Origin of the sequence: Kitasatospora terrestris, from assembly GCF_039542905.1 — a bacterium.
Classification (GTDB): Bacteria; Actinomycetota; Actinomycetes; order Streptomycetales; family Streptomycetaceae; genus Kitasatospora; species Kitasatospora terrestris.
In genome coordinates this window covers 8,411,037-8,434,881 of the sequence record NZ_BAABIS010000001.1, presented here as the reverse complement: position 1 = coordinate 8,434,881, position 23,845 = coordinate 8,411,037, and the positions used below count along the sequence as shown (strand labels likewise).

General features: G+C 75.2%; 26 protein-coding genes. 12 read left to right on the top strand and 14 right to left on the bottom strand.

Going from position 1 to position 23,845, the window contains the following annotated elements; all coding sequences use genetic code 11:
- Positions 1-77: 77 nt before the first annotated feature.
- On the bottom strand, positions 78-1,556 hold the full coding sequence (locus ABEB06_RS38535) for an alpha/beta fold hydrolase (RefSeq protein ID WP_345701617.1): 1,479 nt from the start codon (positions 1,554-1,556) through the stop codon (positions 78-80).
- A gap of 97 nt (positions 1,557-1,653) precedes the next feature.
- Here ABEB06_RS38535 and ABEB06_RS38530 point away from each other — a divergent pair, with 97 nt between their 5' ends.
- Positions 1,654-2,322, top strand: coding sequence for a TetR/AcrR family transcriptional regulator (locus ABEB06_RS38530; protein ID WP_345701616.1), 669 nt, complete (start codon positions 1,654-1,656; stop codon positions 2,320-2,322).
- A gap of 253 nt (positions 2,323-2,575) precedes the next feature.
- Here ABEB06_RS38530 and ABEB06_RS38525 read toward each other — a convergent pair whose 3' ends face one another.
- On the bottom strand, positions 2,576-3,901 hold the full coding sequence (locus ABEB06_RS38525) for an ABC transporter substrate-binding protein (RefSeq protein WP_345701615.1): 1,326 nt from the start codon (positions 3,899-3,901) through the stop codon (positions 2,576-2,578).
- Positions 3,902-4,065: 164 nt separating this feature from the next.
- Entirely contained in the window at positions 4,066-4,701 is a 636-nt protein-coding gene (locus ABEB06_RS38520) for an SGNH/GDSL hydrolase family protein (protein WP_345701614.1), read from the bottom strand.
- Positions 4,702-4,852: 151 nt separating this feature from the next.
- Between ABEB06_RS38520 and ABEB06_RS38515 the strand changes: the two genes are divergently transcribed.
- On the top strand, positions 4,853-5,857 hold the full coding sequence (locus ABEB06_RS38515) for an ROK family protein (protein ID WP_345701613.1): 1,005 nt from the start codon (positions 4,853-4,855) through the stop codon (positions 5,855-5,857).
- A gap of 304 nt (positions 5,858-6,161) precedes the next feature.
- On the opposite strand, the gene ABEB06_RS38510 is transcribed toward ABEB06_RS38515, so the two are convergent.
- Positions 6,162-8,435 carry an MFS transporter gene (locus ABEB06_RS38510; protein WP_345701612.1) on the bottom strand — a complete coding sequence of 758 codons (2,274 nt, stop codon included), beginning with the start codon at positions 8,433-8,435 and terminating at the stop codon, positions 6,162-6,164.
- A 221-nt stretch (positions 8,436-8,656) separates the two neighbouring features.
- On the opposite strand from ABEB06_RS38510, the gene ABEB06_RS38505 reads away from it, so the two are divergent.
- Entirely contained in the window at positions 8,657-9,736 is a 1,080-nt protein-coding gene (locus tag ABEB06_RS38505) for an AI-2E family transporter (protein WP_345701611.1), read from the top strand.
- 119 nt (positions 9,737-9,855) lie between these two features.
- Here ABEB06_RS38505 and ABEB06_RS38500 read toward each other — a convergent pair whose 3' ends face one another.
- Both ABEB06_RS38500 and ABEB06_RS38495 read right to left on the bottom strand, forming a co-directional pair.
- Complete coding sequence (locus ABEB06_RS38500) at positions 9,856-10,755, bottom strand: lytic polysaccharide monooxygenase auxiliary activity family 9 protein (RefSeq protein ID WP_345701610.1); 900 nt, start codon at positions 10,753-10,755, stop codon at positions 9,856-9,858.
- Positions 10,756-10,954: 199 nt separating this feature from the next.
- The gene (locus ABEB06_RS38495; protein WP_345701609.1) at positions 10,955-11,536 is read right to left on the bottom strand and encodes a helix-turn-helix domain-containing protein; all 582 of its coding nucleotides are present in this window, start codon (positions 11,534-11,536) and stop codon (positions 10,955-10,957) included.
- Between the two features lie 48 nt (positions 11,537-11,584).
- On the opposite strand from ABEB06_RS38495, the gene ABEB06_RS38490 reads away from it, so the two are divergent.
- A complete protein-coding gene (locus ABEB06_RS38490) occupies positions 11,585-12,484 on the top strand; it encodes a class I SAM-dependent methyltransferase (RefSeq protein ID WP_345701608.1) in 900 nt (299 codons plus the stop codon).
- A gap of 76 nt (positions 12,485-12,560) precedes the next feature.
- On the opposite strand, the gene ABEB06_RS38485 is transcribed toward ABEB06_RS38490, so the two are convergent.
- A complete protein-coding gene (locus tag ABEB06_RS38485) occupies positions 12,561-12,911 on the bottom strand; it encodes a hypothetical protein (RefSeq protein WP_345701607.1) in 351 nt (116 codons plus the stop codon).
- A gap of 119 nt (positions 12,912-13,030) precedes the next feature.
- Between ABEB06_RS38485 and ABEB06_RS38480 the strand changes: the two genes are divergently transcribed.
- Entirely contained in the window at positions 13,031-13,186 is a 156-nt protein-coding gene (locus ABEB06_RS38480) for a hypothetical protein (RefSeq protein ID WP_345701606.1), read from the top strand.
- A 10-nt stretch (positions 13,187-13,196) separates the two neighbouring features.
- Here ABEB06_RS38480 and ABEB06_RS38475 read toward each other — a convergent pair whose 3' ends face one another.
- From ABEB06_RS38475 to ABEB06_RS38465, 3 genes are all read right to left on the bottom strand, one after another.
- On the bottom strand, positions 13,197-14,240 hold the full coding sequence (locus tag ABEB06_RS38475; protein ID WP_345701605.1) for a phosphotransferase family protein: 1,044 nt from the start codon (positions 14,238-14,240) through the stop codon (positions 13,197-13,199).
- Between the two features lie 104 nt (positions 14,241-14,344).
- Positions 14,345-14,746, bottom strand: a complete 402-nt coding sequence (locus tag ABEB06_RS38470) for a hypothetical protein (RefSeq protein WP_345701604.1) — start codon at positions 14,744-14,746, stop codon at positions 14,345-14,347.
- A gap of 105 nt (positions 14,747-14,851) precedes the next feature.
- Positions 14,852-15,304 carry an Lrp/AsnC family transcriptional regulator gene (locus tag ABEB06_RS38465; RefSeq protein WP_345701603.1) on the bottom strand — a complete coding sequence of 151 codons (453 nt, stop codon included), beginning with the start codon at positions 15,302-15,304 and terminating at the stop codon, positions 14,852-14,854.
- Between the two features lie 93 nt (positions 15,305-15,397).
- Here ABEB06_RS38465 and ABEB06_RS38460 point away from each other — a divergent pair, with 93 nt between their 5' ends.
- The 3 genes from ABEB06_RS38460 (at position 15,398) to hemC (ending at position 17,679) form a co-directional block, all read left to right on the top strand.
- Entirely contained in the window at positions 15,398-16,225 is an 828-nt protein-coding gene (locus tag ABEB06_RS38460) for an LLM class flavin-dependent oxidoreductase (RefSeq protein WP_345701602.1), read from the top strand.
- The gene (locus ABEB06_RS38455; protein ID WP_345701601.1) at positions 16,222-16,659 is read left to right on the top strand and encodes a nucleoside deaminase; all 438 of its coding nucleotides are present in this window, start codon (positions 16,222-16,224) and stop codon (positions 16,657-16,659) included. The genes ABEB06_RS38460 and ABEB06_RS38455 overlap by 4 nt, the downstream gene beginning before the upstream one ends.
- Before the next feature lie 84 nt (positions 16,660-16,743).
- A complete protein-coding gene (hemC, locus tag ABEB06_RS38450; protein ID WP_345701600.1) occupies positions 16,744-17,679 on the top strand; it encodes a hydroxymethylbilane synthase in 936 nt (311 codons plus the stop codon).
- A 27-nt stretch (positions 17,680-17,706) separates the two neighbouring features.
- Here hemC and ABEB06_RS38445 read toward each other — a convergent pair whose 3' ends face one another.
- Positions 17,707-18,450: a class I SAM-dependent methyltransferase gene (locus tag ABEB06_RS38445; protein ID WP_345701599.1), complete on the bottom strand. Its 744-nt coding sequence runs from the start codon at positions 18,448-18,450 to the stop codon at positions 17,707-17,709.
- A 231-nt stretch (positions 18,451-18,681) separates the two neighbouring features.
- Here ABEB06_RS38445 and ABEB06_RS38440 point away from each other — a divergent pair, with 231 nt between their 5' ends.
- Positions 18,682-19,638 (top strand): SMP-30/gluconolactonase/LRE family protein, encoded by a 957-nt coding sequence (locus ABEB06_RS38440; protein WP_345701598.1) that lies wholly within the window; start codon positions 18,682-18,684, stop codon positions 19,636-19,638.
- 283 nt (positions 19,639-19,921) lie between these two features.
- Here the strand turns inward: ABEB06_RS38440 and ABEB06_RS38435 are convergent, their stop codons facing one another.
- A complete protein-coding gene (locus tag ABEB06_RS38435) occupies positions 19,922-20,185 on the bottom strand; it encodes a hypothetical protein (RefSeq protein ID WP_345701597.1) in 264 nt (87 codons plus the stop codon).
- Positions 20,185-20,448, bottom strand: coding sequence for a hypothetical protein (locus ABEB06_RS38430; RefSeq protein WP_345701596.1), 264 nt, complete (start codon positions 20,446-20,448; stop codon positions 20,185-20,187). Before ABEB06_RS38430 ends, ABEB06_RS38435 begins: the two co-directional genes overlap by 1 nt.
- Before the next feature lie 190 nt (positions 20,449-20,638).
- Between ABEB06_RS38430 and ABEB06_RS38425 the strand changes: the two genes are divergently transcribed.
- Positions 20,639-21,562, top strand: a complete 924-nt coding sequence (locus tag ABEB06_RS38425; protein ID WP_345701595.1) for a phosphatidylinositol-specific phospholipase C — start codon at positions 20,639-20,641, stop codon at positions 21,560-21,562.
- Between the two features lie 55 nt (positions 21,563-21,617).
- Here ABEB06_RS38425 and ABEB06_RS38420 read toward each other — a convergent pair whose 3' ends face one another.
- Positions 21,618-22,205 carry a TetR/AcrR family transcriptional regulator gene (locus tag ABEB06_RS38420; RefSeq protein ID WP_345701594.1) on the bottom strand — a complete coding sequence of 196 codons (588 nt, stop codon included), beginning with the start codon at positions 22,203-22,205 and terminating at the stop codon, positions 21,618-21,620.
- 113 nt (positions 22,206-22,318) lie between these two features.
- Here ABEB06_RS38420 and ABEB06_RS38415 point away from each other — a divergent pair, with 113 nt between their 5' ends.
- Together ABEB06_RS38415 and ABEB06_RS38410 are read left to right on the top strand one after the other, a co-directional pair.
- Positions 22,319-22,774 (top strand): nuclear transport factor 2 family protein, encoded by a 456-nt coding sequence (locus tag ABEB06_RS38415; RefSeq protein ID WP_345701593.1) that lies wholly within the window; start codon positions 22,319-22,321, stop codon positions 22,772-22,774.
- Positions 22,775-22,947: 173 nt separating this feature from the next.
- Positions 22,948-23,823 (top strand): hypothetical protein, encoded by an 876-nt coding sequence (locus tag ABEB06_RS38410; protein ID WP_345701592.1) that lies wholly within the window; start codon positions 22,948-22,950, stop codon positions 23,821-23,823.
- Positions 23,824-23,845: the final 22 nt, after the last annotated feature.

The window sequence follows — 23,845 nt, the reverse complement described above, 5'->3', positions numbered from 1 at the left end:
CAGGAGGGAGTGTTGCGGTGGTGCGTCGGGGGCGGCCGGTGGGTAGGTGGGGGCCGGACGGCCGCCCCCGGGGGAGGTCAGTACGCGGCGGTGATCCGCTGCTGGACGAAGGTGCGCTGCTCGATGGCGTCGAGGACGGCGGAGGCGTAATCGCCGACGGTGATGCGACTGGTGCCGTCGGCGGCGGTGAGCGGGGTGTCGCGGGCCTCGGCGCGGTAGCTGCCGGTGCGGTCGCCGGGGACGAGGTGGACGGGCGGGGGGCTGACGTACGTCCAGGCGACGGTGGTGTCGGCACCGCGCAGCAGGTCGAGGGCGGCGGCCTGGTCGCGGGCGGTCTCCAGGTACTGGGGCGGGAACTGGGGCGAGTCGACGAAGCGCCGGCCGGGCGCGTACTCGAGGCTGCCGCCGCCGCCGATGAACAGCAGGCGGTCGACGCCGGCCTCGGGGAGTGCGTCGAGGAGGGCCCGGGCGGCGCGCGGCACCAGGTGGTCGGGGCCCTTGAGGGCGGCGACGGCGGCGTCGTGGCCGGCGAGCACGGTGGCGAGGGCCCCGGCGTCGGTGGCGTCGGCGTCGGCGCGGCCGAGCGGGGTGACCTGGTGGCCGCGGCGGGCGGCCTCGGCGGCGACGGCGCTGCCGAGGTTGCCGGCGGCGCCGAGGACGGCGATCTTCAGCGGCCGGGCGGCGGGGGTGTGGGCCGGCACGGGGAGGCGGTCGAGGAAGCCGGCGATCAGCGGGGCGATCTCGGGCAGGCACTCCTCCAGCGCGAAGTGGCCGGTCTCGAAGAGGTGCACCTCGGCGTCGGGGAGGTCGCGCCGGTAGGCGTGGGCGCCGGCAGGGAGGAAGAAGGCGTCGTTGCTGCCCCAGAGCACCAGGGTGGGCGGGCGGTGGTCGCGCAGCCACTGCTGCCAGGCCGGGTAGAGCTCGACGTTGGAGTGGTAGTCGAGGGCGAGGGCGGTCTGCGCGGCCTTGCGGCCGGGGATGTCGAGGAAGTGCTGGTCGAGCGTCCACCCGTCGGGGGCGACGCGGGCGGGGTCGCCGGCGCCGCCCTCGTACTGGCCGCGGGTCATCGGCAGGGTGAACAGGCCCTGGACGGCCTCGGCGGCGCCGGGGACGCCGGTGCGGCTGGCGACGGCACCGAGGGCCAGCTCCGAGAGGCCCTCCTGGTAGGCGTTGGCGTTCTGCACGACCAGGCCGGTGATCCACTCGGGGTGGCGGGCGGCCAGGCGTAGCCCGACGGGGCCGCCGAAGTCGAAGGTGTAGAGGGCGAAGCGGCTGAGCCCGAGCGCGCGGACGAACCCCTCGACGACGTCGGTCAGCGCCTCGAAGCTGTACGGGAAGGTCTCCGGCGCCTCGGTGTGGCCGAAGCCCGGGTAGTCGGGGGCGACCAGGTGGTACCGGCTGCCGAGCGCGTCGATCAGGCGGCGGAACTGGTGCGAGGCGGACGGGAAGCCGTGCAGGAGCAGCAGCGTCGGCGCGTCCCTCGGCCCGGCCTCGCGGTAGAAGACGCGGACGTCGCCGACCTCGACGTGGCGGTGCTCCACCCGCGGAATGGTCATGTGCACTGAAGTACTCCCCCCAGGGACGTAATGCAGGCATTCCTGCATTAGTGTGGATCCTGGCAGACCACACTGCTTAACGCAAGGGGAATTTCATTTGGAGCAGAACGAGACCCCGGGCGCCCGCACCCCCGCGCCCGGTACGCAGCGACCCGGCGGCCGGACGGCGCGCACCCGCACCTCGGTCCTGGAGGCCGCGCTGGCCGAGCTGGTCGAGTCCGGCTACGGCGCCACCCGGATCGAGCGGATCGCCGCCCGGGCCGGGGTGGCGGCGACCACGGTGTACCGGCGTTGGGGCAGCCTGGAGAACATCGTGGTCGACCTCGCGGACGAGCTGGCGGTGAGCATCACGCTCGGTGGCACCGGCTCGCTGGAGGACGACCTGCGCACGGTGGCCCGCGCGGTGGTCCGCCTGAACGGCGACCCGGCGCACCGGGCGTGGCTGGAGGCGATGGTGGCGGCGGCGCCCGGCTCGCCGAAGGCCCGGGAGGCGCTGGCCTCGGTGCTCGCCCACCGGCGGGACGTCACGGCGGCGGCGGTGCACGCGGCGGTGGCGCGCGGCGAGGTGCCGCCCGGGACGGACGGCCACGAGGTGATCCGGGCCACGGTGGCACCGCTGTACCTGCGGATGTACATCACCGGCGAGCCGGTCGGCCCGGCCGAGGCGGACCGGGCCGCGGCGTCCGCGGCGCTGGCCGCCCGGGCGGGGCTGTACGTGCTCGCCGGAGCGGCGGACGGGGCCGCCGCTCCGGCGGAGGCGGGCTGAACCGGGCCGCGCGGCGGGGGGTTCGACTGCCGCGCGCGCCGGGGCCGCGGCGCACGACGGCCGCCGCCGGCCTTCCGACGACCACCGGCGGCCGCCCGACGGGTGCCTCACGGCCTCCCGCGGCCCGCGGGGCGGCGGCCCCTCGCACGGCCGGACGGACGGCAGGCTCCGCCCGGCCGAAGGCACGGCCGGACGCACGGCGCTCCCGCGGCACGACGCACGCCGGGCGGAGCCCGCGAAGGCCGTCTTCGCGCTACCGGTTCGCCGGAGCGTTGGCGCGCTGGGCCGGCGCCCACGCCCGGTTGAGCTCGGCGAAGTACGGGCCCGGATCACCTGTCGCCGAGCGGCGGGCCGCGTCGACCAGGCGCCGGCGGTAGTCAGGGGCGTCCAGGCCGATGCCGGCGGCCTTGTCGATCCTGCCGACGGCGAGGCTGTTGCGCCGCGTCTGCGGGATCATGCGCACTCCTCGCTGGTCGAGCAGCTTGAGCGCAGGCGGGAGCGGGGCGCCGCGGACGGCCGAGATCGCCTGCTCGCCTCGGGCACTGCCGGACTGGGTGAGGTACCAGTCCAGCCAGGCCAGCGCAGCGTCCCGGTTCTTGGCGTGCAGGCTCACCCCGTACCGGTAGTCCGGCTGGACCACGGTGCAGAAGTGCCCTTCGCGCTGCGCGGGGAAGGGCATGAAGCCGATGTCGTCCGGGTTCTGCCCGACCGCCCTGGCGGCGGCCTGCAGCTGGGGCACGGCCCAGGAGCCGAGGTACATCGCGCCGATCCGCCCGCCCCCGAGCAACGATTTGGACTGCTCCCAGTCGGTGCCGGCCGGGTCGTCCTCGCTCAGTTGCTGGTGCACGACCGCGTACAGCAGTCCGTCGATGGTGGAGAGTTCGGCGCCGGGGCCCCACGGGGCGGCGGTGGTGGCGAGGGTGTCGCGGGCGGTGTTGTCGCAGCCGACCACGCCGATCGCGTCGCTCCACTGGCGCAGTGGCCAGCCGTCGGCGTAGTTGGTGTAGTAGGGAACGGCGCGGGTCTTGGCCTTGACGGCCCGCATGTCGTCCAGGAACTCCTTGGGGGTGGTGGGCCAGTCTTCGATGCCGGCCTGCCGGAACACCGCCTTGTTGTAGACGAACCCGGTGGCGATGCCGATGTTGGCCAGGCCGTAGACCTGTCGGCCGACCGTCCCGTACTCGGTGAAGTCGAAGGTCTGGCCGAGGAGGTCGGTGTCGCCGAGGGGCGCGAAGTAGGTCGGGTAGTCGCCCAGCGGCAGGTTGTTGGGGATCGGCAGGACGTCGCCGTAGCTCCCGGTCCGCAGCCGCCCGGACACCTCGCCCTCGTAGTCGGTGATTCCCTCGAACGTGACGGTGGCCTTCGGGTAGGCGCGATGAAAGGCCTCCGCGTACCGCTTGAGGGTGCCGTCGGCGATCTGGTCGGTCCGGTTGGTCAGCACGGTGACGTTGCCGGCGATCCGGTCGGCCGGTGCGGAGGCGATGCCGCCGGTGCCCGGCCTGCCGCGGTCCTCGCCGCCGCACGCCGCTGCCGTCAGCACGGTCGCGGCGGCCAGGACGAGAGCGATTCCTCTGCGCATGGGGGTTCTCCCGGGGTTCACCGAGCTAGTTAACCGGTTAATTTCCGAAACCGTAGGAGTCCCATCAGAATATTGTCAACAGATGGTTAACCGTTTCCGTCCATGGCCCGCCCCCGGCGCACGAGGTCCGGCGGCGCGACCTCCGCGCCGCCGGAGCGGCGGCGTCAGGCGCCGCCGAGGGCGAGGTCCGCCCATGCGGCGGCGATCAGGCGGTGCCCGGTCGGCGTGGGGTGGACGCCGTCGACGGCGATGACGGCGGGGTCGCCCGCGGTGATGGCGGCCTGGGCGAGCAGGCCGTCGGCGGCCAGCAGGAGCGCGCCGTGGTCACGGGCGATCCGCCGCACGGCGTGGATGCGCGGGTCGAGGTCCTCGCGCCAGGCCCACTGGGCGGGGGCGACCGGGACCAGGAAGGGTTCGATCAGCAGCAGGCGCACCCGGGGGACCCGTTCGCGCACCAGGTCGAGCAGGCCGCGGTAGTCGGCCTCCCACCGCTCGACGGGCGAGGCGAGACCGCTGTCGTACCGCCGCCAGGTGTCGTTCACGCCGATCATCAGCGACAGCAGGTCGGGGCGGTGTTCGAGGGTGTCGCGCTGCCAGCGGGCGGCAAGGTCGGCGATCCGGTTCCCGGAGACGCCGCGGTTGAGCACGGTCGCGCCGGGGTGGACGGTCCGGACCGCGGCGGCGGCCAGCGCGGCATAGCCCTGGCCGAGGGAGCCGGGCACCGCATGGTCGCGGCCGGCGTCGGTGATGCTGTCGCCCTGGAACAGCACGGTCGGGGCGGGTGGCAGGTCGAACGGCACGGAAAGCTCCCTTTCTGACGGCGAGTGAGCGGCGCGCCGAGCGTACCTCCGGCACAGGGGCCGGATCCGACCGGCCGACCAGCACTGGACAACGTTGTCTATGATCGCGACAATCACCCGGACCGACCTTGAGACCTGCGGAGACGTCACCATGAGTTACGACACGGCCGATGCCGTCGACCCGGCCCGTGGGACCGGGCAGCCGAGTGGCCTGCTCGCGGCGGTCGACCTCGGCGGCACGAAGATCGCCGGCGGCCTGGTCTCCGCCGACGGGGCCCTGCTCCACCAGGTCCGGCTGACCACCCCGGCCACCGGCACCGAGAAGGAGCTCGCCGCCGCCGTCGACGCCGTCCTCGACCTGCTCGCCGAACACCCCCGCTGGGCGGACGTCCGCGCGGTCGGCGTCGGCAGCGCCGGCCCGGTCGACATCGAGGCCGGCACCGTCAGCCCGGTGAACATCCCCGCCTGGCGCGGGTACCCGCTGCGCGCCCAGGTCGCCGAGCACCCCGCCGTCGCCGGACTGCCCGTGGTCCTCGGCGGCGACGCCGTCGCCATGGCCGCCGCCGAGCACTGGCAGGGCGCCGCCCGGCCCTACCGCAACGCGCTGTGCCTGGTGGTCTCCACCGGCGTCGGCGCCGGACTGATCATCGACGGCCGCCTGCACACCGGACGCACCGGCAACGCCGGCCACCTCGGCCACATCACCGTCGACCACACCGGCCGGCCCTGCCCCTGCGGGTCGCGCGGCTGCCTCGAAGGCCTCGCCAGCGGCACCGCCATCGCCCGGACCGCGGCCGAGGCCGGGTGGCGCTCCCCCGACGGCGACACCTCGGCCGGGGCGGTCGCCGCCGCGGCCGCCGCGGGCGACCCGCTGGCACTCGACGCCTTCGACCGCGCCGCACGGGCGCTCGCGGCGGGGATCGCCGCGACCGCGACGCTGGTGGAGATCGACGCGGCGGTGGTCGGCGGCGGCGTCGCGGGCGCCGGCGAGGTCCTCTTCGCACCGCTCCGCCGCCACTTCGCCGCCTACGCGACCCTGCCCTTCGCCGCGCACACCGTCATCCTCCCCGCCCGCCTCGGCACCGACGCCGGCCTCGTCGGCGCCGCCGCCCTCGCCCGCGAAGCCCTCCCGGACGGGGCAGCACCCGCCCCCTGACCCCGGCCGACCCGCGACCGGACACGCCCCCACCCCCGGGGCACCGGTCGGCGCGACCGCCCCCGCCCACGGGGTGCCCTCAGGCCGGAGGCCGGTTGCCCGGCGGCGCAACCGCGCCCGTGCGCGCTACCTCCCGTCCGGCAGCCGAACCGCCCGGCGCTCAAGCCACCCGCGTCCCTGGCCGGAGGCCGGTTGCCCCAGCGGCGCGGCCGCGCCCGTGCGCGCACCGCGTGCTTCCCGAGGGCGCCGCCGCGCCGGTGCCGCGGCGGAACTCGCGCGTCTCCCCGCCAGAGGTCGAACAGGCTCAGTCCGCGGGGTGGTGGCGGGTGAGCGCGATGATCGCGATGTCGTCGGTGAGGTGGTGGGTCCAGTCGTGGACCTGCTGTTCGAGGTGGCGGACGAGCGCGGTGGGCGTGGTGGTCCGGCTGGTGGCGCCGGCGGCGGCGAGGCCTTCGGCGAGCGGGTAGAACTCGCCGGAGGAGTTGCGGGCCTCGCTCAGCCCGTCGGTGTGCAGCACGAGCACGTCGCGGTCGGCGAGCGGCACGGTGGTGGGTTCGGGCGCGTCGTCGCCGAGCAGGCCGAGGCCGAGCGGGAGCAGCGCGGGCACGTCGTGTTCGCGGTGGCCGTCGGGGCCGACGGTGAGCGGGGCGAGGTGGCCGCAGTTGACGACGTGCAGGTCCTGGCCGTCGCGGTCCTCGATGAGCAGGGCGGTGGCGAAGAGTTCTTCGTCGCCGCGCGCGGCGGCGGCGCGGACGAGTTGCCGGTCCATCCGGGCGACGAGTTCGCCGAGGTCGGGTGTTTCGTGGGCCTGGCTGCGGAAGCAGCCGAGCAGGTCGGTGACGGTGCGGACGGCTTCGAGGCCTTTGCCGCGGACGTCGCCGATCAGGATCCGGGTGCCGTACGGGGTGTGGACGGCTTCGAGGAAGTCGCCGCCGATTCCGGTGTCGGCGGTGGCGGCCTGGTAGAGGCCGGCGAGGTGGAGGCGGCCGAGCCGTGCCGGGATGGGGTGGAGCACCGCGTCCTGGAGCGCGCCGACCGTTGCTCGGGCGCGGGCGAGCCGGTCGGAGGTGCGGCCGCGCTGCCAGGCGAGGAGCCCGGCGCCGGCGCCGATCAGCAGGGCGATCACGACGGTGATCGGCTTCTCGGCGTGCTGTTGGCTGGCGAGGCCCAGGACCAGCAGGTATTCGAGTCCGGCGGCGGCGGCCACGGCGAGGGCGACGGTGGGGCGGCCGATCAGGAGGGCGGCGACGGCGACGACGCCGGTGCCGATCCAGAGCAGTTCGTGGGCGTCGGCGGTGTCGGCGCTGCCGCTGAGCACCGAGGTGTACGGGAGGGCTTGCGCGGCGACGGTGCCGAGCAGGATGGAGACGGGGTGCAGGGCGGCGGAGAAGCCGAGGCTGGCGCGCGGCAGGGCGGCGAGGAACCAGGCCATCTGCGGCACCTGGGCGATCATGACGCCGAGGCCGACGACGGCGACCAGCACGCTGCCGGTGACGGTGGCGGCGGTGGCGGCGCCGGGCAGGAAGTGCAGCAGGGCGAGGCCGACGGCGGCGAGCGGGAGGCCGAGGGTGCAGCCGGTGAGGGCGGTGATCCGCAGCCGTCGGGCGAGCAGGCAGCCGAGTGCGCCGCCGGCTCCGAACGCGGAGACGGTGAGCGCGCTCCGGGCGGGGCCGGCGCCGGCGGCGGCGGTGAGCAGGGGGACGGCGACCTGCAGGACGACCTGGGTGAAGCCGACGGCGAGTCCGGCGGCGAGGGCCATGGCGGCGACCTTGCGCGGCAGGGCGACGGCTTCCTGCCGTTGGGCGGCGCGGTTCCTGGCCCGGAGTCGGGCGGCGAGGGCGGTGGCGGCGGAGCCGGTGAGCAGGGCGAGGACGCGGGGGTCGGTCCAGCTCCGGACGGGGGCCAGCAGCAGTCCGGCGGCGAGCAGGACGACGGCGGCGACCAGGCTGGCGACGAAGGGGCGGTCGAGGCGGGCGTCGGCGCCGCCGCGAGGGCCGGGCGGGGTCGTCCGGCGGACGGTCACCAGGACGGCGATCACCACCAGCCCGCCGACCGCGGTGATGAGCCGCAGGGTGAGCATGGACGGAGAGCGGGGCGCCAGGTTGGTGGCGACCAGGTAGGCCAGGGACTGCAGGGCGAGCCAGCCGCCGAGCACCCGGGTCATCCGTCCGGGCGGGTTGAGTGCCGGGAGGGCGGCGAGGCAGCTGATGAAGACGGCGGCGATGGCGGCGTTCACCACGGTGTGGGCGATCCGGTAGGTCCACGGGTTGCCGGCGAGGGTGAGGACGGCGCAGCCTGCGGCGAGGGCGCCGAGCGCCCAGAGGACGACGGTCCGCCGGCCCCACACGTCGCCGGCCCGGCCGGCGGCGAACAGCGTCACCACGGTGGTCAGCACACCGGCGATCTTCGTCCCGGCCACCTCGGACGGGGTGAGCCCGAACGCGGTGCGCACCACCGGCAGGGCCGCGGCCTGGAGCACGGGGACCATCACGTACGCGGTGGCGACCAGCACCAGGGCCACGATGACCGGCCGCGCGGGGCGGTCGGGTCGGGTGGCCAGTGGTGCGAGCGCTGCCATGGTGCGGTCCGTTCCGTGGGTCGTCGGGTGTCCTCTTTCAACGTTAGTGACGGTTAACAGTTAATAAAGTGCATAAAGTCCCTTTTATAACCTCCCTCCGGGTCGTTCGGCGCCGCGGGATGGGCCGGGCGGGTGGTTCGTCGCGCGGGATGCTCGCGCGGCCCCGGGCGGGGAAGGATCCGGGGACCGTACGGGTCGTGCGGGGAAGGGCGGGCATCGCGATGGACACCGGACGGCAGGAAGGGCCCGATCGCCCGGCGGAGGGGCCCGGTACCCAGGAGCCCGGGCTGCGGACGGCGGCGCTGTGGGGTGCGGCGGTGCTGGGCGCCGCCGCGGTGGGCGCCGTGCTGATCGCCCTGTGCGTGCTGCTGCGCGCGGCCGTCGTCCCGCTCTCCATCGCGCTGCTGATCACCGCACTGCTGGACCCGCTCTCCCGGCGACTGCGCGGGCGCGGCCTCTCCCCCGGCGCGGCGGCGGCGATCGGCTGCCTGGTGCTGGTGGTGGTGGTCGACGGCGCGCTGTGGGTGGTGATCCGGCTGATCGCGGACGCGGCGGACGGGATCTCCGCCTCGCTGCAGGAGGCCCGGGCGAAGGCCGACGGCGGGGATCCGTTCTCGCAGGCCGTCCGCGGCGCCTCGGACGGACTCGCCCAGCTCGGCGGCAGCCTGGCCAAGGGGATCGCCGAGGGCGTGCTCAGCGGGCTGGGCCTGGCGGCTCAGGTGCTGATCTCCGGCGTGCTGACCCTCGCGCTGGCGTTCTTCCTGCTGCGCGACAAGGCGAAGGCGGCGGCCGGCCTGCACCGGCTGGCCCCGCGGGGGCAGGGCGACCGGGTCGTCGCGGTCGCCCGCACCGGCTACGGGGCGATGGCCGGGTTCATGCGCGGCACCACGATCATCGCGGCGATCGACGCCGCGTTCATCACGCTCGGCCTGGCGCTGCTCGGCGTGCCGCACGCCGCCGGGCTGGGCGCGCTGGTCTTCGTCGGCGCGTACGTCCCGTACGCGGGCGCGTTCCTGTCCGGGCTGGTGGCGGTGGTGGTCGCCTTCGCCGACGGCGGGCTGTCGAAGGCGGCGTGGACGCTCGGGATCGTGCTCGCCGTCCAGGCGGTCGAGGGCGCGGTGCTGCAGCCGGCGGTCCAGAGCCGCACGGTCTCGTTGCACCCGGCGGTGGTGCTGCTGGCGATCGCGGCCGGCGCCTCGCTCGGCGGCCTGTTCGGCACGCTGCTCGCCGTCCCGGTCACGGCCGCGGCCGTCGGGATCGCGCGGCAGCTCCGCGCAGCGGTGGCGACGCCGGAGGCGTAGCCGGGTCGCTGCGCGGAGTGCCGGGCGGGGTGCCGGCGCGCCCGGTGGGGCGGGCGGCGCGGTCACCCCGTCCGGCGCTCGTCGCTTCCGCGGCGGGGTTGCCGGTGCGGTGGAGCGGATCAGGCGGTGGCGACCGCGTTGTTGCGGACCCGGCGGTGGAGGAGCACGCCGGAGGCGGTGGCGCCGGCCAGGGAGAGTCCGACCACGCCGAGCAGCGCGGCCGAGGTGCCGGTGCCCTCGGTGGGCAGCGAGGCGCTGTTGGCCGTCCCGGTGCCGTGGTTGTGCACCGCGATGGTGGACTTCGAGGCGTCCGCGGCGAGCTGCTGCTCGCTCGGGGCGCCCGGCTGGGAGAACGGGACGGCGGCCGCGGCGGCACCGGTGCCGCCGAAGACCACGTCCGAGCAGCCGTAGAACGCCTCCGGGCTGTCGGTGCGCTGCCACACCATGTAGATCAGGTGGCGGCCGGTGCGGCTGGGCAGGTTGCCGGTGATGTTGTAGTAGCCGTTGTTGGAGGTGCGCGCGGTGGCGTACGTGGTGACCGGGTTGGCCAGGTCCAGGTCGGACCACTTGAGCGGCTTGGTCGGGTCGTAGCCGGTCTTGGTGATGTAGAGCGTCATGACGCCCTGGTGCGGCGCGGTGACCCGGAAGTTGAAGGCGTTGGAGCCGGCGCTGACGTTCGTGGCCGGCCAGTCGGTGCGGGCCCAGTCGAGCGCCTTGTACTTGTCGCGGCCCGCCGAGCAGAGCTTCCCGTCCGGGATGATCTGCTGGCTCTGGCCGTTCGCGTTGGCGAGGTTGACCTCGTTCCAGTCGTACAGCGGCTGGGTGCCGCTGGCCGCGACCAGGTCCTTGCAGACCTGCGACTTGGGGGTCTCGGGGCCTTCGGCGTAGCAGGCGGCGATCCGGCTGGCGGGGCCGAACATCGCGCCGTGGGCACTGGCGGTGCCTGCGGTGGTGGCCAGTGCGGCGGCGGCGCCCGCCGTCACGGCACCGGCGGCAAGGAGCCTGCGCGTCCAGGACATGGTTCTCCTCATGCGGTCTCGGGCCGGTTGTGGGGGAATCCGGGCATGGGGTGTACCCGGTCCGGGGCGCGACCCCGGGGCATGCACGACACGGACCCGACGCGCCGTCAGCCGCCGAGGAGCCTACGATTGGCCTATACCAATTGACAAGGGCGTCGGACTTGCCAGAACTTGACGATCCGTCCGCACGCTTGCACGCTCAGCCACCGTGGTGCAGATGGGTCCGGCGGCCCTCCGGATCGAAGATGCCGAGGATCTCGGCGGGCCCGCCGTGGGCGCCGATCGCGTGCGGCACCATCGTCGAGAACTCGGCCGCCTCCCCGTCCGCCACCAGCACGCGCCGCTCACCGAGCTGCAGCGCCACCGTGCCGGACAGCACCGTGAACCACTCCCGGCCCGGGTGCGCCTTCAGCTGCGCCGCGCCCGACGCCCCCGCCGGCAGCGGCCGCTCGATCCGCACCCGGGCGACCGTGATCCCCGGCAGTCGCTCCAGCGTCCAACTGCTCACCCCGTGCGCCGCGTCCCGCCGCGGGCGGACGATCACGTCCTGGTCGTCGTCCGGCTGCTCGACCAGTTGGTCCAGGGTGGTGCCGAGCGCCCGGGCGATCGCCGTCAGCTGGTCCAGCGCGATCCGGCGGCCGCCGGTCTCGATCCGGCTGAGCGTCGACGCGCTGAGGTGGCAGCGGCCCGCGAGGTCGTCCAGCGACCAGCCCATCGCGGCCCGCAGACCCCTGATCCGCTTGCGCACGACGGCATCGAGATCACTGCTTTCTTGCGTCATGCGCAAGAGGTTATGCGATCTCGGCAAGAGGTGCTTAGGCTCGGCGCCATGGCACACGGCACCGCACACCACCACCCCGCAGACGACGCCCACCGGCACGGCCACCACCCGGCCGCCCACCACCACCCCCGTGGGAACGACACCGGCGACGAGGCACTCGCCGGGATGCTCGAACTCGACGCCGAGGTCATGCGCGGGCACTTCACCGCACTCACCGACCGGCTCGCCGCCCTCGCGGACGGACGGCCGGTGCGACGGATCCTCGACCTCGGCAGCGGCCCGGGCACCGGCACACTCGCCCTGCTGGAGCGCTTCCCCGACGCCGAGATCCTCGCCGTCGACCTCTCCCCGCAGATGCTCCACCGCCTGCGCGGACGGCTCGCCGAGCGCGGGGCAGCCGACCGCGTCCGCACCGTCGAGGCCGACCTGGACGCGCCGTGGCCCGACCTCGACGGCCCCTTCGACCTGGTGTGGACCGCCGCCGCCCTGCACCACCTCACGGACCCGGCGGCCGCCCTCGCCAGGATGCGCGAGGCCCTGCGACCCGGCGGCATCCTCGCGGTGATCGAGACGGACGGCGTGCCGGACGTCCTGCCCCGGGACGGCGGCATCCCCGACGGCCTGGAGGACCGCTGCCGGAAACTGATCGCCGAACGGCACGCGGCACAGCTGCCCCACCTCGGCGCCGACTGGAGCGCGCCGCTCACCGACGCCGGCTTCACCATCGAGGCGGTCGAGGACCTCACCGCCGACCTGCAGGCGCCCCTGCCGGCGACCGCCGCACGCTACGCGACCGCACTCCTCCAGCGCCTGCGCGACGCCGTCGCGGACCGGATCGCCCCCGCCGACCTGGCCGCCCTCGACACCCTCCGCGAGAACGCCCCCGACCGCCTCACCCTCCGCACCACCCGCACCGCCCACCTCACCCGCCGCCCGCCCCAGCCGTAGGCGGTCCTGCCGCCCGGCCTTCCGGGCCCGTCAGCGCCCGCCGGGACGGGCGGGCGCTGACGGCGGGCCCGGGAGGCTACTCCACCGTCCAGCCGATGTGGCCGATTCCGGTGCTGTAGAACGCGCAGTGGCCGGACGACTCGCCCACCCGCCCCGGCTGGATGGTGACCGAGTTGCCGGTGACGTCCGGGGCCAGGCCGCAGACGATGTCGGCGTGGACGGTCACCGGGCCGCCCGTGTTGTTCGCGCAGTCGACGCCTCCGTAGAGCGGGTCGTTGTTGTGGATCCAGGTGGTGCAGTCGAGGCCGGCGGCGATGCGCGGCGGGGCGGCGGCCGCGGCGGCGGTGCCGGTTGCGGGCAGGGCGGCGGCCGTGGTGGTGAGGGTGGCTGCGGCGGCGAGGGCGAGCAGGGTGCGGGCGGGCTTCATCGCGGCTCCCGGGGTTCTGGAGGTCTGCCTGACGGTTCATCGGGTGTCCTCCCCCATCCCCATGGGACGTACACTAACTCTTTGGAGTGGAAACCGGACTCAGCTGGAATGATGAACGGATGAGCGACACGACGGAGTGGGCGGAGGGCGGCGAGTCCGCCTGCTGGCTGGACCGGGTGTGCCCGGAGTGCGGGCGGCTCGACGACCGGCCGGTCGTCGAGCGCTGCCGCGCGTGCCGGGCGGCCGCCGGCGAGGAGCAGCGCCCCGCCGACTGACCGCACCGGGTCAGCCGGCGTCGAGCACGGCGAGCTGCTCGGCGGTCCGCTGCGCCGACCACTCGGCCAGCCAGGCCGTGTGGTCGGGCGCGTAGCCGCGCGGTGCGGCCTCGACCCGCATGATCAGGGCGAGGTAGATCCGGTACAGCGCGAGCCGGACGCGGGCTGCCCGGTCGAGGACCAGCCCCGGCATGACGGAGCGGTAGCCGGCGAGCAGGTCGGGGTCCTCGTCCTCGGGGGTGCCGAGGGCGTCGAGGCCGACGAGTTCGGCCAGCGGGTCGCCGAAGAAGGCGCGTTCGCCGTCGATCAGTCCGGCGAACTCCCACCCGTCGGCGCTCGGCGCGAGGATGACGTTGCCCTCCCACGCGTCGAAGTGCACCAGTGCGGGGCGGCGCACCTCGGCGAGCTCCCGGGCGAACCGGGCGGGCAGGGCGCCGAGCACCGCCGGGTCGGCGGGCAGCGGCACGCCGAAGCGTTCTGCGTCGGCGAGCACCGCGGCGAACATCCGGCCGAAGGCGGTGGGCCAGTCGGCGCCGCGCAGCGCCGGGTCGGTGGCCTGGGGGTAGCCGAACTCGGGGCCGGTGACGGTGGCGATCCGGGCCGCGGTCTCGCCGAGCCGGCGGCGCAGCCCGGCGCGCTGGTCGGCGCCGAGGTGCTCCTTTTCGTGGTCCCAGGTGGTGCCGTCGAGGTACTCCAGGAGCAGCCATTCGCCGGGCGCCCCGGGCCGGTCGGCCGGGCCCGGCGCGTCGGCGGGCTGGTGGTGGATCACCTCGGGGACACGGACGCCGGTGGCCGCGGCGAGCCGGTGGAAGCGGCGCTCGGTGCCGAGCAGGCCGGTCTCGTGGGTGAGTGCGGGGAGGCTCGCGGCCGGAGCGCACTTGAGCACCAGGCGCCGCCCGTCGGCGAGTTCGACCCGGCGGGCGGTGTTGTAGAGGCCGCCGGTCAGGGCGGTGACCGCGACCACGTCGACCGGGCCGAGCGCGTCGCGCAGCAGCCGTGCGACGGCGGCGGTCTCCTGTTGCCGGTCGGTGGCGGGGCGGGCGGGTGCGGACATGGCGTACTCCTGTGCGGCAGCGGTGCGCGGGTGGGCGGACAGGCCGACCGCGACCGCGCGGCGCAGCGGTGGCGGCGCCGCGCCACTTCTGTCGAGACTTGAATTTACTCCCCGGCACCCGCCTCCGGCCACCCTGTTCGAGCGATCACCGGACCACGATCTCTGCCCACCCGGCGGAACAGCACCGGCCGACGGCCGAGATCGGCCACCGGGGCGGTGCGGCGGCCCCACGCCGCGCCGCGTTCGGGCACCGCGGACAGGGCCAGCAGGCGCAGCAGGTCGCACGCCGCGCCGGTCGGATCGGCCCGCGCCGCCGCCGGGTCGAGCGCGCCGGACATGCCGCGCAGCTCCGGCCACAGCCCGGCGGCGACGTACCCGATCGGTTCGCCGTCGAGCGCGGGGTGCGGGGCGGAGTCGGGGTACGGCAGCCAGACGCCGACGGCCACCAGGAATTCGGGGTCGACGGACGGGTCACCGGCGCCGGCGAAGCGAAGATCGATGCTCATGGCGGCCGACCGTACCCGCCGCCACTGACAACCGCTCCGCGCACGACCCCTGACGGTCAGTGACCGGGCCCGTCGGCCCGCCCGTCGGCCCGCCCGTCGGCAGGGCTACCGGACCGGCCGTCCGGGCCCGCGCAGCGGCAGGGTGCGGCTGTACACCACGCTGGTGGTGGTGCTGCCGAGCCCGGCCAGTTCGTCGACCAGTGCCTCCAGGTGTTCCATGGACGTCGCCGCGAGCTTCAGGGTGTAGCAGTCCTCGCCGGTGGTGCGCAGGCATTCGAGGATTTCCTGCCGCTCGGCGAGCAGTCGGCGCAGCGGCTGGTGCCGGTTGCCCGGGTACTTCAGCCGGACCACGGCGAGGACCGGATAGCCGACCTTGGCGAGGTCGACGGTGGCGGCGTACCCGGTGATGACGCCCTGGGACTCCAGGCTGCGCACCCGCTCGGTGGCGGCCGAGGGGCTGAGTCCGACCCGTCGGCCGAGCTCGCTGAGGGAGATCCGGGCCTCCTGCTGGAGCTGTTCGAGGATCGCCCAGTCGGTGGAATCGAGATTCGCGGCCATGCGCCGAATCTACCGGGATTTCCCCGGGATCACGGCCCGAACGCCGGGAGATCTCCGTTCCGGCCCGGCCGATCGCGGGGATAGCCTCGGCACATGCAACTTGGCGTCAACGTACCGAACTTCGGGCCGGGGACCGATCCCGGCGTGCTCCGCGCGTGGGCCGAGACCGCGGAGGGGCTCGACCTGGACCTGCTGATGCTGTCGGACCACGTGGCGGTGACCCCGGACGTGGCGGAGCGCTACCCGGAACCCTTCTTCGAGCCGTTCACCACGCTCTCCTGGCTCGCCGGGGTCACCACCCGGATCCGGCTCGGCACCACCGTGCTGGTGCTGCCGTACCGTCATCCGCTGCTGGTGGCACGGATGGCCGACGGCCTGCAGCGGCTCAGCGGCGGCCGTCTGGTCCTCGGTGTGGGGGTGGGCTGGGCGCGCCGGGAGTTCGAGGCGCTCGGCGTCCCGTTCGCCGAGCGAGGCAGGCTGACGGACGAGTGCCTGGTGGCGCTCCGGGGGGCCCTGGCCGCGGACGGGGGGACGCCCGGGGTGCCGATCTGGGTCGGCGGCCACAGCCGGGCGGCGATCCGCCGGGCCGTCAGGTTCGGCGACGCGTGGCATCCGCTGCGCCTGCCGGCCGACCGGATGGGCGCCGTGCTCGCCGAGCAGGAGCTGGCGGGGCACCCGCTGCCCGGGTTCGCCCCGAGGATCGCCCTGCGCCTCACCGACGGGCCGGTCGAGGAGGCCGGGAGGCCGACCGGCGTAGGTACGATCGAGCAGGTCGTCGGGGACCTCGACCGGCTGCGCCGGCTCGGCGCGCAGGCCGTCGTCCTGGATCCCTACGACGGGGATCCGCAGGAGACCCGCCGGCCGCAGGAGGCCTGGCGGGCGCTCACCGCCGTTGCCGAGCACTGGAGGAGCGCAGCATGATCACCAACGCCGACGAGGCCCTGCTCCGGCGCGCCGTCGCCATCGCGGCCGAGGCCGTCGCGCAGGGCGACGCGCCGTTCGGTTCGCTGCTCGCCGACCCGGACGGGACGGTCCTGGCCGAGGACCACAACACGGTCCGCCGGGACGGTGACATCACCGCCCACCCGGAGCTGAAGCTGGCCCGCTGGGCGGCCCGCGAGTTGGACCCGCGGACGGCCGCCCGCACCACGATGTACACCAGCTGCCAGCCGTGCGGGATGTGCGCGGGCGCGATCGTCCGCTCGGGGCTCGGCCGGGTGGTGTTCGCGCTGGCGACCGAGCAGCTCGTCGAGCTGCACCCGCGGGCGGGCGACTGGCCGACGGTGCCGCAGGACGGACCGGCGCTCTTCGACGAGGCCCGCGGCCCGGTCGACGCGTACTACCTCCGGGGCTGAGTCCGGCCGGTACCACCGCCGGGCCGCGTCCGGCCCGGGCCGGTGGTGGAACGATCACCGACCCTGACGGCCTATCATCTCGGCATGGTCTCCGCTGAGTTGATCCGCATCGTCTCCCGGTCCTCCCCGATGGCGCTCGCCCAGGTGGAGCGCGTCCGGGCCGAGCTCGCCGCGCTGCACCCGGGGATCCGGACCGAGGTGGTGCCGGTCACCACCTCCGGCGACCGGTGGATGGGCGACCTGGCGGCGCTCGGCGGCAAGGGCGCGTTCACCAAGGAGGTCGACGCGGCGCTGCTCGCGGGCGAGGCGGACCTGGCGGTGCACTGCCTGAAGGACGTGCCCGCCGACCGGCCGCTGCCCGCCGGCACGGTGTTCGCCGCGTACCTGGAGCGCGACGACATCCGCGACGCGCTCGTCCACCCGGGTGGTCTCACCCTCGACCGGCTCCCGGCCGGGACGCAGATCGGCACCTCCTCGGTGCGCCGGATCGCCCAGCTCGCCGCCTCGCACCCGCACCTGGAGTGCGTGCCGATCCGGGGCAACGCCAACTCGCGCCTGGCCAAGCTCGCGGCCGGCGACGCCGACGCGCTGCTGCTCGCCGTCTCCGGCCTGGAGCGGATCGGCGAACAGCGGCGCATCACCGAGGTGCTGGGCGTGGACGCGATGTGCCCGCCGATCGGCGCGGGCATCCTCGCCCTGCAGTGCCGCCAGGACGACACCGTCACCATCGACGCGGTCGCCGGGCTCGGCCACCCCGGCACCTGGCGGGAGGCCGCGGCGGAGCGGATGTTCCTGCACGTGCTGCAGGGGCACTGCAACTCGCCGATCGCCGGCTACGCCCGGGCCGAGGCGGACGGGCGGCTGTCGCTGCGCGGCCGGGTGTTCTCACCGGACGGGAAGACCGTCCTGGACGCCCACGTGTGGGCCGGCTCGCTCAGCCCCGAGGACCTCGGCACCGCCACCGCGCTCGAACTCAAGCGCCAGGGCGCCGCCGACCTGATCGGCTCGATCGCGCACTGAGCCTCCGCCCTGACGGCCGTCGCCGGTTCAGGCCCGGCAGCGCAGCATCTCCAGCGGCGGGTGGGCCAGCAGGTCCGCCCAGAACTCCTCGCCGCGCTCGCGCAGGCCCGCCTCGGAGATCCGCAGCGGCACCCACTCCAGCTCGTCGAAGCCCGCCGCCCGCAGGCACTTCTCGTAGACCTCGCGGCGCGGCGCGCTGGAGACGATGGTGATCGGCTGCGGGTCGAGCATCGCGGTGACCCGCACCTTCGGCCCGGTCTCCAGCTCCTCGCCGGTCGGCTCGCAGCGGAAGCCGTACGTCTCCAGCGAGGCGCAGTCGAACCCGTAGTCGGGCTTCTGCGCGAGCAGGAAGAACTCCCCGCCCGGCACCAGGCTGCGGTGGATGTTGCGGCACATCCGCTCCATCTCCGCGACGTCCTGGGCGTAGTTGAGGCACTGCACGCCGGTCGCGACGTCGAACCGCTGCGCCAGGGAGCGGAGTTCGACGACGTCCCCGACCTCGTAGTCGACCCCCAGCGGCGCGCGCCGTTCGATCTCCCTCGCAGCGGCGATCATCTCCACCGAGATGTCCACGCCGAGCACATCGGTCGCACCGCGACGCTTGAACTCCCGGCTGTAGAAGCCGGTTCCGCACGCCAGGTCGAGCACCGACCGGCCCTTCACGTCCCCCACCAGGCCGAGGAAGCTCGGCACCTCCCCGAAGCGCGTCAACGGCAGGGACTTGAAGCCCTCGAACGCCTCACCGATCGCGTCGTACTGGTCCACGCCCATCACGCATCCCCCCATCTGCTGCCGCACCCGGCACCGTTGCCGGCTCGCGGTCGTGGCCGAAATCCTGCCCCGCCCCGCCGCCCGGCCGTACTGGCGGATGACACAAAGAAGTCGGCCGCACCACGCCGCCTGCCTCGGCTTTTCGGGCAGGACCGAAAAGCGGCGACACCGAGGCGGGCCGGTGACACGCTCGGCGGGTCCGCGTCCTGACCACCCATCGGGAGGTTCCCCGTGCCGCTGTCCCGTCGCACCCTGCTGTCCGCCGCCGCTGCCGGCCTGCTGCCCGTCGCGGCGGCCGGCCGCGCCTCCGCCCGGCCCCGCCTCCCGGAGACCTACGTGGTCTCCGACGAGCCCGGAATCCTGCCCGAGGGCATCGCGATCGGCCCGGACGGAACCATGGTGGTCGGCTCCGACGGCACCGGCCGGCTGTTCCGCGGCCACGTCGACCGGCCCCGCCTGCGGCCCTTCCCGGCCGCCGGGATCCCCGAGCGGGCCAGCACCCTCGGCGTCCGGCTCGACCCGGCCGGACGGGTGGTCTCGGTCGGCGGCGCGGTCCTCTCCGTGCACGGGCGCGACGGTGCGCTGATCTCCCGCGCCACCGCGCCCGACGGCCCGCTCGGACCGCCCCGGCTGAACGACCTGGCGGTCACCCCCGGGGCCGTGTACGTCACCGACTGGGCCAACCCGTCCGTGCTGCGCGCCGAACTGCGGGCCGGACTGCTCGGCCCGCTGGAGCCCTGGCTGGACTTCCGGCCCGCCCTGCCCGGCTTCCCCGCGCAGTACTGGCTGCTCAACGGCATCGTCGCCGACCCCGCCGGCCGCACCCTGCTGGTCGCCTCCAACGGCACCGAGGCCCTGTGGCGGGTCGACACCGCCACCCGCCGGATCGACGCCGTCGACCTCGGCGAGCCCTCCTTCGGCCCGGACGGCATGGTGCTGTCCGGCCGCACCCTGTACGCGGTGCTCAACTACGGTGCCCCGACCGGCGTGTACGTCGCCCGCCTCGACGACGCCCTGCGCACCGGCCGGGTCGTCCACCGCATCACCGACGCCCCGCTCGTCTCGCCGACCACCCTCGCCCGGCACGGCGGCCGCTTGTACGTCGTCAACAGCCAGCTCGACTCCCGCCCGGGCACTCCGCCGTACACCGTCACCGCGCTCCCCGACCCCGCCTGCGCCGAGCGCTGAGCCCGGGCGTCCCCCGGACGGAGCATTCGGGGTGCGGAGATCTTGACGTGGGCCCGTCGTAGTGCTCGGATCTTGCCAATCGATGGAGGGAGAGGTCGACGTGGACCTGAGGGTGACCTGGTGGGCGTGGCTGGTGGCACTGGCCGGACTGGTGACGCTGATCGTGCTCGGGCACGAGTAGGCACCACCGCGCGCACGACCTTCGCGACGAGGCCCGGCCCGACGGCCGCGGCCTCGTCGCCGTGCCCGCGCACCGGCTCCACCCGCGGTGCCGGAGGGGCTGTCAGCCGACCTCGAGGTAGGTGAGGACGAGGACGGTGCGGCGGGCGGTGACGTAGTAGATCAGCCGGACGACGTCGACGGGGTCGGTGTAGTCCCGCAGTTCGGGGCTGGTGCCGGGGATCGGGACGCCGAGGGCGGGGTCGGCGGAGAGGGCGGCCAGGGCGCGGTCGAGGGCGTGGATCTCGGCAGGGTCGGTGAGCCGGGCGACCTGGCGTTCGGCGACGGCGGTGAGGGTGATCTCGGCGCGGCGGCGCGGGCGGCGCATCAGCGCTCTCTGCCCGTTTCGACGGCACCGGCGGCACCGGCACCGACGGCACCGGCGGCGGTGGCGAGTTCGGCGAGGCGCCGGTCGCGGACGGTCTCCCACGGCGTGCAGTCCTCGGCGTGCGGGAGGCCGTTGCGGGCGAGGTCCTCGAGTGCGGCGGCGAGCCGGTCGGCGCGTTCGCGGTGGGTGGCGGCGTAGGCCCGGACGGCCGCGGCGGACTCCGCCGACAGCGTCCGGCGGTCCGTGGTCTCGGCGTCACTCATGGCGCTGCTCCCCCTGGTGCGGTGTGGCGGTGCTCCACGGTAGCTCCGCCGGCCCGCGGGCGTCCCGCGAACGGCTTCGCGTACCGACCGGTAGCAAAGTCCGGTCCGAGGACTACCGGGGGCCGCCGGGCATCCTGATAATGGGCATGCCAGTCGGTGGCGGACGGTGCATCAGGGGAGGTGCGGGGGCGTGTTCCTGAACGAGACTCCGATCAGCAGGCGCGGTTTCGGACGGGCGGCGGTGGCCGCCGGGCTCGCCGTCGCCGGCACGGGCCTGGCGGGCGGACGCGCCTCGGCAGCGCCGCGGCCGCTCGCCCTGCCGGGCGCGGCGGACTGGATGGGCGCCCTCGACCCTCAGCTGTCGCTCGCCCGGCTGACCGTGCCGGGCACCCACGACTCGGGCGCCCTGTACGGCGGCGCCCTGGCGCAGACCCAGACGCTCCAGATCGCCGATCAGCTGGCCGCCGGCGTCCGGTTCCTGGACGTCCGCTGCCGGGCGATCGACGGCGTGTTCGCGATCCACCACGGCTCGGTCTTCCAGAAGATCTTCTTCGGCGACGTGCTGAACCGCTGCCGGGAGTTCCTCGCCGCGCACCCCGGCGAGACGATCCTGATGCGGGTGAAGCAGGAGTACTCGGGCGTCTCGGACGCCGAGTTCGGCGCGATCTACGCCGACTACCTGTCCCGCTGGCCGGGGCTGCTGCTCGGCGGGGACCGGATCCCCCGGCTCGGCGACGTGCGCGGCCGGGTGGTGGTGATCGCCGACAACGGCGGGGTGGCCGGGATCCGCTGGGGCGGTCCGCTGACCGACATCGAGGACGACTACCAGATCGGCACCATCTTCGAGCTCAACTCCCGCAAGTGGCCCGAGGTGTCGGCGCACCTGGACGCCGCCAGGGCCGCCACGGACCCGCAGCGGCTGTTCCTGACCTTCACCTCCAGCTCCGGCTGGGGCCTGTGGCCGCGCCAGGCGGCCGATGCGATCGCGCCCAAGCTGGCCGGGTACGTCGCGGGCCTGAACCACGCGAGCCGGCCGGTCCTGGGCACGGTGCCGATGGACTTCGTCACGGCCGACTCGGTCCGCGCCCTGTACGCGCTCAACTTCGGCGTCTGAGCCCTCCCGACGGCACGGCCCAGCCACACGGTCCGTCCGGGCGCCCCCGGACGGCTCAGCCGCGCAGTCCGTCGAGGACGACCTGGCGGGCCCGCCGGGCGGCGTCGGGCCGACCGTCGAGGTGCTGGAGCATCCGACAGGTGCCGACCAGGATCGCCGTCAGCTCCGGCACCTCCAGGTCGGTCCGGACCGCACCCGCGCCCTGCGCCGCCGCCAGCAGTCCGCCGAGCGCGGCGCTGACGGCGCGTCCGGCGTCCGAGACGGCCGCGTGCACGTCCACGCCCGCGTCGGCGAGGGCGGCGGCGTACGCGTTCTTCACCGGCGAGCGGTCCACGACCAGGTTGAAGAAGTCGAAGAACGCCTCGGCCGGCGGACGCCCCTCGGCGAGCTGCTGCGCCTCCTCGGCGAGCCGCTCCAGGCGCCGCACCAGGACCGCTTCGAGCAGCGCCTCCTTGGTCGGGAAGTGCCGGAAGACGGTCGCGATGCCCACCCCCGCGGCCCGGGCGACCTCCTCGGTGGAGGCCCCGGGGCCGCGCTCGGCGAAGACCTCCTCCGCGACCTCCAGCAGCCGGGCGCGGTTGCGGCGCGCGTCCGCCCGCAGCGGTTTGGCGGCGGTGCCGCCCTGCTCCTGACCTGTCGCCACCAGCTCTGCTCCCCGTGCGATCGACGCCTGGACAACCGGAGTGGCCTATCCGTATCGTCGGAAACGGAGTTGCCAATCCGATTCTACGATGACGGCCGCACCGGAGGTCAGCCATGCCCTCGTCCGACCCGCACCACTCCTCCCCCACCCCCCGCACCGTCTCCGGGCGCCTGCTCGAACGGATCTCCGCCGGGCGCTGGGACGACCTCGCCGAGCTCTACGCGCCCGACGTCGAGGTGGAGTTCCCGTTCGCGCCCGTGCCGCCGCACCGGCTGCACGGCCGGGAGGCGCTGCGCGAGCGCTTCGCCGCGCTGCGGCACCCGGACGCACCCCGGCTGCGGGCCGAGAACGTCCGGATCCGCGACACCGACGACCCCGAGCTGGTGGTCGCCGAGTTCGACTACGAGGTCCACCTGCCGGCCACCGGCCGCACCTTCCGCACCGCCAACGTGCAGGTGCTGCGCGTGCGCGACGGCCTGATCGTGGAGTCCCGCGACTACCACGACCACCTCGCCTTCGCCACCGCCGCCGGACGCGCCGCCGACCTGCTCGCCGCCCTCGACGGTTGACCGGCGCGAACGGCCGCCCGCCCGGACACGCCCGCCGCCCGTCGTCCGCCGCTCGCCGTCCGCCGCTCGCCGCCCGCCCGGACACGCCCGCCGCCCGCCGCCCGCCGCTCGCCGCTCGCCGGGAGATGTCGCCGGAAGGTGTCGCGGGGGCCGAACCCTGGGAGACTCCGGACATGGGACTCTTCCGGAAGCCGAAGCCGAAGAAGCAGGCGGAGCCGTCCACCGCCCCGGGCCCCTTCGAACTGCCGGGCGACGGGACCGGCGGCACCGCGGCGGAGGAGCTGGCGGCGCTGGCCGGGGAGATGGAGGGCTCCGAGGCGGCCCGCAAGCGCGGCGCCCGCCGGGCGGCCGCGCTGGTGGCGTCGGTGGGCCGGGTGCTCGGCCGGAGCGGGCTGGCCACGGCGCGCGGCCTCGGGATCGGCGGCAAGGCGCTGACGGACCGGCTGCTGCAGACGGCGCCGCGCATCCCGGTCCGCGATCTGGCCACGCTGCGGGCGCAGCATCCCGGCGCGAAGGACCCGGAGGCGCTGGCGGACCTCCTGGTGACGGGTGCGACCCGGGCCTCGGCGGCGGTGGGCGCCGGGGTGGGCGGGGTGGCGATGCTGCCGGTGCCGCCGGCGATGCTGGTGGAGCTGGCCTCGGAGACGCTGGTGGTGGCGTCGCTGGAGGTGAAGCTGATCGCCGAGCTGCACCAGGTGTACGGCCTTCCGGCGGCCGGCACGGTCACCCAGCGGGCGGCGGCGTACGTGGGCGCGTGGGCGAACAGCCGGGGCATCGACCGCAAGGCGCTGGCGAACCCCTCGGGCGTGGCGGCGGTGGCGGGGCTGGCGGTCGGGGCTGAGGTGCGGCAGAAGGTCCGCCGCCGGCTGACCCGCTCGACGCTGCGCAAGCTGCCCTCGCTGACGCCGATGCTGGTCGGCGCGGGGATCGGCGCGATGCTGAACCGGCAGGACACCGCCAGGCTGGCGAAGCGGGTCCGGTCCGACCTGCGGGCCCGGACCGGGGCCGAGGCCCCGGCCGGGTACTGGGCGGCCGCGGCGCCGTCCTGACCGCCGCGGCCGCCCCCGCCGC